General features: G+C 45.0%; 11 protein-coding genes. 8 read left to right on the forward strand and 3 right to left on the reverse strand.

The features are described 5' to 3' along the window. Positions 1-2: 2 nt before the first annotated feature. Together AACS00_RS07130 and AACS00_RS07135 are read right to left on the reverse strand one after the other, a co-directional pair. Positions 3-701 carry an ABC transporter permease gene (locus AACS00_RS07130; RefSeq protein WP_110166939.1) on the reverse strand — a complete coding sequence of 233 codons (699 nt, stop codon included), beginning with the start codon at positions 699-701 and terminating at the stop codon, positions 3-5. Between the two features lie 6 nt (positions 702-707). Beyond that, positions 708-1,523, reverse strand: coding sequence for a substrate-binding domain-containing protein (locus AACS00_RS07135; RefSeq protein WP_110166940.1), 816 nt, complete (start codon positions 1,521-1,523; stop codon positions 708-710). Positions 1,524-1,750: 227 nt separating this feature from the next. On the opposite strand from AACS00_RS07135, the gene AACS00_RS07140 reads away from it, so the two are divergent. Together AACS00_RS07140 and AACS00_RS07145 are read left to right on the forward strand one after the other, a co-directional pair. Then, positions 1,751-3,196, forward strand: a complete 1,446-nt coding sequence (locus tag AACS00_RS07140; RefSeq protein ID WP_110166941.1) for a sigma-54-dependent transcriptional regulator — start codon at positions 1,751-1,753, stop codon at positions 3,194-3,196. Next, positions 3,174-5,228, forward strand: a complete 2,055-nt coding sequence (locus tag AACS00_RS07145; protein ID WP_110166942.1) for a sensor histidine kinase — start codon at positions 3,174-3,176, stop codon at positions 5,226-5,228. Before AACS00_RS07140 ends, AACS00_RS07145 begins: the two co-directional genes overlap by 23 nt. A 63-nt stretch (positions 5,229-5,291) precedes the next feature. Here AACS00_RS07145 and AACS00_RS07150 read toward each other — a convergent pair whose 3' ends face one another. Further along, positions 5,292-6,062 carry a formate dehydrogenase accessory sulfurtransferase FdhD gene (locus AACS00_RS07150; RefSeq protein ID WP_375152946.1) on the reverse strand — a complete coding sequence of 257 codons (771 nt, stop codon included), beginning with the start codon at positions 6,060-6,062 and terminating at the stop codon, positions 5,292-5,294. Between the two features lie 247 nt (positions 6,063-6,309). Here AACS00_RS07150 and AACS00_RS07155 point away from each other — a divergent pair, with 247 nt between their 5' ends. From AACS00_RS07155 to AACS00_RS07180, 6 genes are all read left to right on the forward strand, one after another. Then, the gene (locus AACS00_RS07155; protein ID WP_110166944.1) at positions 6,310-6,774 is read left to right on the forward strand and encodes a DUF3305 domain-containing protein; all 465 of its coding nucleotides are present in this window, start codon (positions 6,310-6,312) and stop codon (positions 6,772-6,774) included. Further along, a complete protein-coding gene (locus tag AACS00_RS07160) occupies positions 6,764-7,303 on the forward strand; it encodes a DUF3306 domain-containing protein (protein ID WP_181397493.1) in 540 nt (179 codons plus the stop codon). The genes AACS00_RS07155 and AACS00_RS07160 overlap by 11 nt, the downstream gene beginning before the upstream one ends. A 192-nt stretch (positions 7,304-7,495) precedes the next feature. Further along, positions 7,496-9,157 carry a 4Fe-4S dicluster domain-containing protein gene (locus AACS00_RS07165; RefSeq protein ID WP_110166946.1) on the forward strand — a complete coding sequence of 554 codons (1,662 nt, stop codon included), beginning with the start codon at positions 7,496-7,498 and terminating at the stop codon, positions 9,155-9,157. 10 nt (positions 9,158-9,167) lie between these two features. After that, positions 9,168-9,800, forward strand: a complete 633-nt coding sequence (locus tag AACS00_RS07170) for a TorD/DmsD family molecular chaperone (RefSeq protein WP_110166947.1) — start codon at positions 9,168-9,170, stop codon at positions 9,798-9,800. A 65-nt stretch (positions 9,801-9,865) separates the two neighbouring features. After that, a complete protein-coding gene (locus AACS00_RS07175) occupies positions 9,866-10,066 on the forward strand; it encodes a transcriptional initiation protein Tat (RefSeq protein WP_072669120.1) in 201 nt (66 codons plus the stop codon). A 9-nt stretch (positions 10,067-10,075) separates the two neighbouring features. Continuing rightward, positions 10,076-12,928, forward strand: coding sequence for a formate dehydrogenase subunit alpha (locus AACS00_RS07180; protein ID WP_110166948.1), 2,853 nt, complete (start codon positions 10,076-10,078; stop codon positions 12,926-12,928).

Consider the following 12,928-nt stretch of genomic DNA (forward strand, 5'->3'; position numbering starts at 1 on the left):
TATTATGCGCGTAGATAACCTTTCCCTCGCATGCTAGAGAGCAAAAAATTCAGAATAAGCGCTAAGCTGAGTAATACCATTCCGAGTGCCACTCCTTGTGCAAACGCGCCTTTTTGACTTTCCATCGCAATCGCAGTTGGGATATTACGTGTTAACCCCATAATATTCCCGCCGACCATCATTGAGCAGCCCACTTCGGTGACAATGCGTGAAAAGCCTGCGATGACTGCGGCACAAAGTGGAAAGCGAGTTTCCCACATCATGGTCAGGGCTATCCGTGGTAGTGATGCTCCTAGGGTCATCGCGGTTTCGACTGAACGCCGATCACTCGATTGTAACGCACCGTGCATCATGGACACTAAAATCGGCAGGCAGATGAGCATTTGACCTAAAATCATCGCTTTTTGAGTAAACAGTAGCTGCCAATCACCTAGAGGTCCTGCTCGAGACAGTAACATATACAGCAGTAAACCAATCACCACGGTAGGTACAGCTTGTAAGGTATTGATCAGTGAAAGCAGTAACCATTTGCTCGGAAAGTGACTGTAGGCTAAGACAAAAGCCAGCAATAACGCAGGCAGTAAAACTAACCCCACTGCGGCTAAAGAGACGCTAAATGAGACGGCGACAATATGCCAAAGATCAGCGTCGAAATTGAGCAGAAGTGCTAACGCATCGAGTGTCGTTTGCCAAAGACTCATTACGGCTTACTCATTGGCATTGGCGACAAATAGGGCTTGGTTATGAACTCGAAACTGGTTAATTAGTTGCTGGCCCTTAGGGTTGACTAACCAATCACTGAATACTTTGGCGCCTTGATAATTGGTGTGGGGATAACGTTCCGGATTCACTAAAATCACTTGATACGGATTAAACAGTAAGGGATCGACTTGATACAAAATCACAAGGTCGAGTTTATTCTGATAAGCTAACCACGTTCCTCGATCGGTCAAGGTATAAGCTCGCATTTCCGATGCCATGGTCAGAGTGGGTCCCATGCCTTGACCTACCGAGCGATATTGAGAAAAAATCGGCTTTATCTGATTCGCTTGCCAAATCGTCAGTTCCTTTTTATGGGTCCCAGACTCATCTCCGCGAGAAATAAACAAATGGTTATGCTCGGCAATTGCGCTAAAAGCCTGTTGGATATTGTCTTGTTCGCTGACTTTTGCAGGGTCATTTTGAGGACCGACTAAAACAAAATCGTTATACATAACTTTACGTGGCAAAATACCATAACCCTTCTCGATAAATTGCGCTTCAGCTTTTGGGTCATGAGTCATCACAAGATCCACATCGCCATTTTCACCCAGTTTTAACGCTTTTCCCGTACCTGTTGCTAAAACATCCACCGTATAGCCTGAGTCTTTTTTAAACTCATCCAATAAATAATCCAGTAAACCAGAGTGATAAGTGCTGGTGGTGGTGGCTAAACGAATGCGTAACGAAGCATCGGCGAAAGTGAAGTGGCTATTGCTTAACAATAACAAGCAAGTCAGCAAGCGCAGTAAGGTCTTATTCATATCCCTATCGATTTTTAGTGGTGGTTAATGCTGTGTTGACAAGCAAAGTCGATGCCAATATTGAGTCTTGAAATGGCTTACTAAACATCAATAATTTCAGCGAGTTGCTATTCCTTTGACTCAGGCCGCGTGACAATTTGTTCAAGCTAAGACAAAATGTCTCAACTTATCCTGATAAATGATAAGGTTTTTTGTCTCTCTATTTATAGTAAAACCCAAGGGAAATCATGGCTTATTTGAGTGATCGTAAATCTGCGCAACACTACCACGCTTTTTCGGTATTGGTGGTGGATGATGAAACAGGCATGCAGTCTATTTTACAAAAAGCATTACGTAAGTGGTTTTCGAAAGTAGATTGTGCTGGATGCATTGATGAAGCAGAAATACTACGCGCGACGACCCATTATGATTTGATTATTTTAGACATTAATTTACCCGGCCGCTCAGGGATTGAATGGGAAGCGATCTTTGCTGAACAAGATCAGCGACCCGATGTGATCTTCATGACGGGTTACGCCGACTTAGAGACAGCCATCAGTGCGCTGCAGTTGGGCGCTGCTGATTTTATTCTCAAACCATTTAACCTTGAACAGATGCTCAAAGCGGTTGAACGATGCATGGATAAGCGGTTACATCAACGCATGCAATATGCGTTACAACGTGACGTCCAACGTCATTGTGTTAGCCAAATTTTGGGGCAATCGCCACAGACCGAGCAACTCAAACAATTGATTATGCAATTTGCTCCTTCTCGTGCTTCCGTGTTGATTGAAGGTGAATCTGGCACGGGGAAAGAGTTGGTGGCGCGCGGCATTCATGAAGCCAGTGGAAGGCAGGGACCGTTTGTGCCTGTTAATTGTGGCGCAATTGCCCCAGAGCTCTTAGAGAGTGAGCTATTTGGACATACACAGGGCGCTTTTACTGGCGCTAAGAAAAATCGTGAGGGTCTTTTTCGGGTTGCTCATGGTGGAACCCTGTTTTTAGATGAAATCGGTGAGATGCCACTTAATATGCAATCGTCTTTGTTGCGAGTGTTAGAGCAGCGAGCGATCCGCCCAGTTGGTTCAGAAAGAGAGCTGCCAGTTGATGTACGAGTTGTGGCTGCGACAAATAGAAATCTGTTTCAGGAGGTAGAAGAAGGCCGTTTTCGCGCCGATCTCTATTATCGATTAAATGTACTCAAAATTGAGGTCTTGCCGCTACGAGCGCGCAAAGCCGATTTGCATGAGTTGGTGCCTTTTTTTACACAAACCCTGTGTGCAGATCTGTCGCTGCCGACGCCTAAATGGGCCCATGAAGATATTAATGCACTGTTTGATTACGACTGGCCGGGGAATATTCGCGAATTAAAAAACCTCATTGAGCGCTGTTTATTAATCGGTCAACCGTTAGCGCATTACTGGCAGCCATTACACCGTGATGGTCAAAACAGTGACATTGAAGTGACATTGTCACAATTATCATCGGAAAGTGATAGACCAAACCGAGAGGAAGCTTGTGGTTATCCGACGGATTGGAGTTTAAAACAAGTCGAGAAGGCGCATATAGAACAAATCGTTGCTTTTCATCAAGGCAATAAATCGGCAGCCGCTCGGGATTTAGGCGTTGCTCGCAAAACATTAGAACGAAAATTCAAAGAGTGGGAAAGTGATGAGCAAATCAAGGTGCGCTAAGCTTTCATGGTGGCGAACGTGGCACCATCGCTTTCTAAGTATGGTTCGTTATCGACTGTTGATTCTGACTTCCGTACCGATTGCCGTCACATTAATGGCCTTGATTGGTATCAGCTTTTATTGGTCTTTGCATTACACGTGGCAAAGTGCCTTGGTGGATGTATCAGAGCGCTTGGGGGTTGCTCAAAATAGTGTGACGCTATTGCAACAAAAACAGGCCAGTTATGTTCACGCCTTCGCTGATTCTTATGATTTTCAACATGGGCTTCGAGAGGGTTATTACTACCAGCTAGAGTTTATGGATTGGGTTCAGCAACAGAAAAAACGTTACGAATTAGACTTTCTGCATTTTCAATTGGTTAACACGCTAGAACAGCAGTTCCGTTATTTGGATCTGACGCGAAAAGAGTCTTTTTTTGATGTGCTGAGTGCGGCTGAATTACAGCAATTGGATCCCGATTTAGCGATACGAGCACAAACCCCGATACTGAATGATCGCTTGGTTGAATCGCGTGGATTAGTCAGCCGAACTGTTGTTCCGATCTTGATTGATCAAAAGATCATCGGTTTTTTAGAAGGAGGGTTGCTGCTCAACAATAGCACGTTACTCGTCGACCAAATTCGAGATTTAATCTACCCCGTACAAGCCAATCGATTAAGTCCAGCAGGCACGCTAACGTTATTTTTGGATGATTTACGGGTTAGCACTAATGTACCGTTGGATAGTTCTACTCTAGCTGGACGAGCGATTGGTACACGAGTCTCTCAACCAGTAGCCGATCAGGTATTAAGACAAGGTGAGCAATGGGTAGATAAGGCGTATGTCTATGATGCTTGGTATATCAGTGCTTATCAGCCACTTCGTGATCAATATGATCAAGTTATTGGTATGCTTTATACGGGCTATTTACTGTGGCCATTGGTTAAAATTTACTTAACCAACATTGTCGAAATGGGCAGTATGGCATTGATTTTATTGCTTGTTTCAGGTTTTTTCGTTTATCGCGGTTCACGTGATTTGTTTCGCCCCATTGAACGTATCCATCACGTTGTTAAACAGGTTCAAGTTGATCAAAATAAACGTATTGGCTCATTAGGGTTGGATGAAAAACATGAGCTAGCTCAACTGGCGAAACAGTTTGATCATATGCTGGATTTACTGCAACAGCGTAATCAGCAGATTCAGCACGCTGCCGATGAATTAGAAGAAAAGGTTCAATCGCGCACCGCCAGTTTGCATGAAAAAACTCAGCAATTAGAACACCACATTCAGTTATTGAATCAAACTCGTAATAAATTGATTGCCCATGAAAAACTGGCGGCACTTGGAGAGCTAACCGCAGGTATCGCGCATGAGATTAATAATCCTACCGCAGTGATTCTTGGTAATGCCGAACTTATCCGTTTTGAGCTGGCAGAACAAGCGCCAAGGGTGGCCGAGGAAATTGAGGCAATCTTGCTGCAAGTTGATCGGATCCGCAATATTACTCGCAGTTTACTGCAATACAGTCGTCATGGTGGCGTGCAAGATAAAATTACCTGGCAGCGTGTTAATCCAATTATCGAAGAGAGTATTACACTCGTTAAAGCGGGCAGTAAGAGACGCGACGTTGAGTTTATTACACACTTACAAGCGCGCTGCTCTGTTGAAGTGAATCATCATCATCTGTTGCAGATTTTAGTCAATTTACAGATCAATGCTATTCACGCGATGCAAGGCAAAGGTCAACTGATCATTAGTAGCGAAGATTGGCAACAAGACGGAAAAGTATTCGGCGCGATCATTCATGTTCAAGACCATGGTTGTGGAATCAAACCTGAGCAACTGAGCAAAATTTTTGCCCCTTTTTATACAACCAAAAGGCAAGGAACGGGGTTGGGGTTATCGGTATCACAGAGCTTACTCAGTCAAGTTGGCGGTGAAATTCGAGTTCACTCTGTTGAGGGGCAAGGCAGTACTTTTAGTATTTACTTGCTGGCGAAAGCGGAAAGCCCGTTATTGATCACGACGACTCACTCATTTTCTGAATAATCCTTTTCTCTGAATGAGTGATGGCACTCATTCAGAGAGGAACATCAATCTTTTCACGTAAGATTAGCCTTTGATATCAAAATCAATTTTTTCTGCGCCGCTATAGATTTCAAAACGCAGGCCTTTCGCTCGCGCAATGGTGGTAATACCAAACTGATTGGCCAAGTCTAAGCCCATTTGAGTGACCCCAGAGCGAGAAAGTAGGACGGGAATACCCATTTGCGCAACCTTAATCACCATTTCAGAGGTTAACCGTCCAGTCGTATAAAACAGTTTGTCATGACCCGAATCCCCTTGCAGCCAGAGTTCGCCAGCTAATGTATCGACAGCATTATGCCGACCTACATCTTCGACAAAAGAGAGCACATGGTTATTTTGGCAAATCGCACAGCCGTGAACGGCGCCGGCTTTTTTATAGGTTTGATTATGATGGGTGAGCGCCTCTAACGTTGCGTAGATCTGTGACTGTTTCAAGCGTGTCTGTGGCACTTGATAGCCTTCTAATTGTTGCATGACATTGCCATACATCGTGCCCTGACCACATCCAGAGGTAACGGTTTTTTTCTTAAGCGCTGGTTGAACACGGTCAATATTCTCTTTAGTCACCACGGCGGCTGAATGCGTTTGCCAATCAATGATCACTGATTGAAGTTGCTCTCGATCAGAAATAAAACTTTGATTTTTTAGGTAGCCGAGCACTAACGCTTCGGGGCGAGAGCCTAGAGTCATTAGCGTCACCACTTCTTGCCAATTTAACAGTACGGTTAAAGGGCGTTCACAGGCGATGGATTTGGTTAATGGTTCACCATATTGATCATAAACCGTTACTTCCATGGTTTGTTGTGGATTTTCAGTCGGCTGAATGAGAGAGAATGCTGACACAAAATTTTCCTATACCGATGCTAAAAGTGTGTTAATCGTCAATCGTGATCGATGATACGAGTGAGGCAGAGATAAAGAGAGCAGCAAATATCATTCCATGTTCTCTTTTTTGTCGTATGTTATGTCGATAAATCGGATGGCGTAATAATTGCTTAAATGAACGGTTGTTAGTATTGACTCAAGCAAGGATTTACTCTTCATGGCTTTCCCCATTTCACATTCAGCGCCGTTGATCAAAAACGAATTTCAATGGTCCATTGGTTGTCTGCTTCATTTACGCTCGTTTAATGTTGGGCGTTGGGTAACGAGCCAATGGCAATTAAGCGGTTTTGAATTAATGCCTCAGGTTGAGTTCAAAGCGCGAGCCGTATTGGAGCTCTTTCGCGATGAGCGAAGCGATTATCGATTTAACCTCAGCTCGCGAGAGCCTAAGTTATTCGTGATCGTGGAAAATAGTACCGATGACGATCAACCCAAACTGGTGTGCATTACCGCCTCGCAAGGTGTGACGGCTCGTTATATGGATAGCGACTATGTAGTACTTTCTGAGCCTATGCCTTTAGCGGTGCAAGCGTGGATTGAAGCCTTCATTGGTCGAGAAGGCGAATTGCTCGACTACCGTTCTAAAAAGCGTAAAGGTGCCGGGAGGTCATGTGGCAACTGATTCTTTCTTTAATCGCTGGTCAAAGCGTAAATTAGATCAAGCAGCAGTATCTGAAGGCGAGGTTATTGAGGCATCGGATAGTGGCGATAAAGCATTACCGAGTGATCTACAATCTGAGAGTGATTCTGAACTGTCTACGACCTTAACCTGCAATCAGACAGCCTCTCCGGCAGAGTCGGTGACAGAAGAGAGCCTTGCTACCGCAAATGAACTTTCCACGCTATTGGTTTCGTCTTCTGCTGAGTTGAAAAAACAGGCGTTACGGCAGCTTTTTTTCAATGGCGAGTTCAATCAAGTCGATGGTCTAGATGATTATGATGGTGATTATCATGCGTTAAAACCCTTGGCGAGTGAACTAGCACAAAGCGTCCGTGAATGGCTTATTGATGTCGACCCATCGAATGCAGATCTGATACCTGAACACCAATCTGAACAGCAAAATAACCATAACCACTTCGCTCACCATCAGCCCATTATGCCGCGTGATCGGATGGATGAAGATGAGGCAGTATGGGTGGACAAAAAGTAGGGACATTTTGTCTCACTTCTTAGCTTGCTAATGAGACAAAATGTCTTATTGGATTCTTTCTGATAAGAATTTCACTTAAATTGCATACAAATCAATTAGATAAATTATATTTTTAATTGGAACGTTATTTGCTAAATCCATGTAATAAATAAGGGTAGGCCAATGAGCCTGCTTTCAGCATGGAACTGAGCAATGTTAAACGACTATCTACAACAAGCCTCCAGTGCTTCTGGTCAAGCGCGTTGGTTTGCGCTGCAACATACTGTTGAGCTGCAGAATTTGATCCCACCAACGGTTAGTTATCAAAGTGGTGGTCATACATTATTAATTGGTCCCACCAGTTTGATTGAACGTGCGGCCCAACAACTGTCTGCAATGGGCTCTTTGACGCTTTTATCGATTGACGGCCATCAGGGGCATTCAAGCACACTTTACTTTGCCGATTCGGTACAAATCAGTGGCTATTTGGGGGCATTCGATATTCAGGTGGTCAATCGTGGTCAAAGCATCAATTTGGCACAAGCGGTAATTGGGCAAGCATGTTTTGATATTGTATTGGATCTCTCACTCAGCGGAATCATGAGTGAAGAAGTGCCTGTTCCTGGATACTTTCCTGTGGGGCGAGGCGAAAACAAACTCGTTGAAGCGTTAGAAACCATTCCAACATTAATGGGTACTTTTGATAAACCGAAATATTTCCGTCTCAATACCGATTTGTGTGCACACAGCTCACGAGGGGTGAAAGGTTGTGAGCGGTGTGTTGATGCTTGTCCGGCGGGTGCGCTTTCTAGTGAAGGGTCAGCACAAACAGGCCATCGAATCGAAATCAACCCCTATCTTTGTCAAGGTATTGGAACGTGCGCGACGGCTTGCCCAACGGAAGCGATCCACTACGCTTTACCTAACCCTACCGATACACAAAAGTTTGTTGAGCGACTACTTAACCATTATTTTCAGGCCCAAGGCGAAACACCGATCATTCTTTTTTGCAGTGATCGCCACGAAGCTCATCATCTTATGGCGCTGAAAGCTTTACCCGATAATGTTATTCCGGTGATGCTAGAAGAACTTCCTTCTGTCGGTATGGATACTTGGTTCGCGGCACTGGTTAATGGCGCGACTCAGGTACTGTTTGCAGCTAGTCAGCATATGCCTGCGACCGTATTGCGCATTCTTCATCAAGAAGTGTCGTTAGCACAAACGCTATTAGCGTCATTAGGCTTAGACAAGCAGCGGATTGATATTCTCTATTTTGAATCGCTAGGCGAAGGACTCCCAGTTCTGTGTCAAGAAGATTTGATGCTTCGATTGGGTGAACTCTCTGGTAATAAACGCCAACGTTTGTATCAAGCATTAGATGCACTTGCCAGTCAGTATCAACCAGACTCCATGATTCAACCACTGAATAGCTCAGCCCCTTTTGGTTCAATTGAGTGCGCCAGTCAAGATTGTACTTTGTGTATGAGCTGCGTCGCGGTCTGTCCTACGCGAGCTTTGCATCATAGTGGTGATATACCTGCTTTGCATTTTACTGAACAAGATTGTGTGCAGTGCGGTTTATGTGTCACTGCATGTCCTGAAAAGGTCTTGACGGCGGTACCAAGAATCAATTGGGACCATGATGAGCGACAAGCGGCGCAGGTGTTACATCAAGAAGAGCCAGCTCGCTGTTTACGTTGTCAAAAAGCATTTGCGCCTCAGTCAATGATCACCATGCTGCAAGATAAGTTACGTGGTCACTCTCATTTTTCAGATCCCATGTCTCTGAATCGAATCGCCATGTGCGAAGACTGTCGAGTGATTGATATTTTTGAAGCGATGGCTGAAAACCCAGAGCAGCAACTTCACTATTAAGGCGATGTTTATGCAAGTTACAGACACTATCCGCACCGATATTTATCTGATGTTAGCCTCCTTGTTTCGCGCTCCTCCTAGTCAGTCACAATTGCAGTTTTTGGCTGACTTAGAGATTGAAGATAACTCAAGCGTAATGAGCCAGTGTTGGTTAGCTTTAAGACACGCTGCACAACATACTGATGTTGATAGCCTTGAAGAGGAATATCAATGGCTATTTATTGGTATCGGGAGAGGTGAAGTGGTGCCCTTTGCCTCATGGCACCTGACTGGATCATTAATGGAAAAACCTTTAGCGGATCTTCGCCAACATATGGCACAGCTTGGTTTGCAGCGTTCAGACTCGGTGAAAGAGCCAGAGGATCACATTGCCGCCTTATGTGAAAGTATGGCTTGGTTGATCAGCGATACGCCTGAGCAACAAGGTGAGTTTTTTCATCGCCATATTGGTCCTTGGTTTAATCACCTAGTACGACAAATTGAGCAAGCCGAACATGCGAATTTTTATCGAGCGGTATCTCAAGTGTGCAAGGCATTTTTAAGCCTAGAGAGTATTCAGATGACACCAGCTAGCATTGCTAGTCAAGGTAATACCCATGTTATGCATGTCAAAAACACCATTGAGCAGAATGTCAGCGAATGATAACAAACATCCTACGACGGCAGTGGAACCATCACCGCGGTTATATGGAAAAAAGGAAGGAAGCGATGAAAAAACAATCAGATATTAATCAGAGTCGGCGCACGGTATTAAAAAGTATGGCCGGTGCCGCCGTTGTCGGAGGTGTGGTGGCTTCCACTGGTCAGTCTGCATTAGCGGTAGAGACAGCGGAAGAGGCGACGCCACAGCCATTACAAAAAGGGTATCACGAAACTCAACATATCCGTGATTACTACGCGAGTTTATAGGAGCCAATAATGAAACTGACCAAACGTTCAGAGCAGGTCGAACAGCCAAATACATTAGGACTCAGTCGTCGAGCTTTTATTCGCAACAGTTCATTAGCTGCAGGTGGTGCGGTTGTTGGTTCCGCTTTATTTGCTCCTGGAATGATTAAAAAAGCTCAGGCAACCTCGCGATCTAATCAGGTTAAAACGGAAGTTAAGCGCACCATCTGTTCGCACTGTTCCGTTGGCTGCGGCATTTATGCTGAAGTTCAAAATGGGGTTTGGACAGGCCAAGAGCCGGCTTTTGATCACCCCTTTAATGCGGGTGGGCATTGCGCAAAAGGGGCAGCCTTACGCGAGCATGGTCATGGTGAGCGACGTTTGAAATATCCAATGAAGCTTGAGGGCGGAAAATGGAAAAAGCTCTCATGGCAACAGGCAATCGATGAAATCGGCGATGAGATCCTAAAAATTCGTCAACAATCGGGACCAGATTCGGTCTACTGGCTTGGCAGCGCTAAGCACAGCAATGAACAAGCGTATCTCTTTCGTAAAATGGCCTCATTATGGGGAACCAATAACGTTGATCACCAAGCGCGAATTTGCCATTCCACGACTGTAGCAGGCGTTGCCAATACTTGGGGTTACGGTGCAATGACCAACTCCTTTAATGATATGCATAACTGTAAGTCGATGTTGTTCATTGGCTCGAACCCTGCGGAAGCACATCCGGTCGCAATGCAACATATCTTGATCGCCAAAGAGAAGAATAATTGCAAAATTGTGGTTGCCGATCCTCGTCGTACGCGCACCGCAGCCAAAGCGGATCACTATGTGTCATTGCGTCCCGGAACGGATGTCGCCTTTATTTGGGGCGTGCTCTGGCACGTATTTAACAATCAGTGGGAAGATAAAGAATTCATTCGCCAACGTGTGTTTGGCATGGATGAAATTCGTCAAGAAGTGGCGAAATGGACACCTCAAGAGGTGGAACGGGTTACCGGAGTGAGTGAGTCGGATGTTTATCAAACCGCGAAGCTACTCTCTGAACATCGCCCCGGTTGTATTATTTGGTGTATGGGCGGCACTCAGCATACAACAGGAAATAACAATACTCGTGCTTATTGTGTACTTGAATTGGCTTTGGGGAATTTGGGTAAACCGGGTTCCGGTGCGAACATTTTCCGTGGTCATGATAACGTTCAAGGAGCAACGGATTTAGGGGTGCTTTCTGATTCGTTGCCTGGTTACTATGGCGTCGCAGAAGGGGCATGGCGTCATTGGGCCAAGGTGTGGGATGTTGATTTTGATTGGATAGCGAATCGTTTTGATCAAGGGACTTACGGTGGCACTAAGCCAATGAATAGTTTCGGAATTCCGGTATCTCGTTGGATTGATGGCGTTCTGGAGAATAAAGACAATATTCAACAACGAGAAAATATTCGCGCTATGTTCTATTGGGGTCATGCGGTTAACTCGCAAACCCGTGGTGTAGAAATGAAAAAAGCGATGCAGAAACTCGACATGATGGTGATTGTTGATCCTTATCCAACCGTTGCTGCAGTGATGAATGAGCGCAGTGATGGCGTGTATTTGCTGCCGGCCACAACCCAATTTGAAACTTACGGCAGCGTGACCGCGTCGAATCGCTCTTTGCAATGGCGTGATCAAGTCATTGAACCGTTGTTTGACTCAAAACCTGATCATGAAATCATGTACTTACTGAGTAAAAAACTCGGTTTTGCCGAGCAACTTTGTAAACACATTCGAGTTGAGAATGATCAACCTCTCATAGAAGACATTACCCGTGAATTTAATAAAGGGATGTGGACCATCGGCTATACCGGACAAAGCCCTGAACGTTTAAAAGCGCATCAACAGAATTGGCACACTTTCCATAAGACCACTTTAGAAGCAGAAGGGGGGCCGATTCATGGTGAGACTTATGGTCTACCGTGGCCTTGCTGGGGGACTCCAGAGATGAAGCATCCTGGAACGCATATTTTGTATGACACGTCTAAACCGGTTGCTCTGGGTGGAGGGACGTTCCGAGCTCGCTATGGTGTTGAGTTTGAAGGCCAATCACTACTCGCAGAAGATAGTTTTTCAAAAGGCAGTGAGATTGAAGATGGTTATCCGGAATTCACCGATAAATTGCTCAAACATTTAGGATGGTGGGACGATCTGACAGACGCTGAAAAAGTCGCCGCAGAAGGACAAAATTGGAAAACGGATCTTTCTGGCGGTATTCAACGAGTGGCGATTAAGCATGGCTGCATTCCATTTGGCAATGCGAAAGCTCGTGCGATCGTGTGGACATTTCCGGATCGAGTGCCACTACATCGTGAGCCTCTTTACACACCAAGACGCGATCTCATCGCTGATTATCCTACTTGGGAAGATAAAGACGCGATCTTTAGAATGCCGACGTTATACAAATCGATTCAAGATATCGATAAATCCCAAGAATATCCGATCATTCTGACTTCTGGGCGCTTAGTCGAGTACGAAGGTGGTGGTGAAGAAACCCGTTCAAACCCTTGGTTAGCCGAACTGCAGCAAGAGATGTTTGTTGAGGTGAACCCTAAAGATGCCAATGATCTTGGTTTCAGGGACGGTGACATGGTATGGGTTGAAGGGGCAGAAAAAGGGCGTATTCATGTTAAAGCCATGGTGACTCGTCGCGTTAAACCCGGTATGGCGTTTATTCCTTTTCATTTTGGCGGCAAATTTCAAGGTGAAGATCTTCGTCATAAATACCCACAAGGTACCGATCCTTATGTGATTGGTGAGTCAGCGAATATTGCGACCACTTATGGGTACGATCCTGTTACTCAAATGCAGGAAACTAAAGTCACCTTGTGTAACATTCGTAAAGCGTAA

Source organism: Vibrio sp. 11986-1-5 (assembly GCF_963878025.1).
Lineage (GTDB): Bacteria > Pseudomonadota > Gammaproteobacteria > Enterobacterales > Vibrionaceae > Vibrio > Vibrio injensis.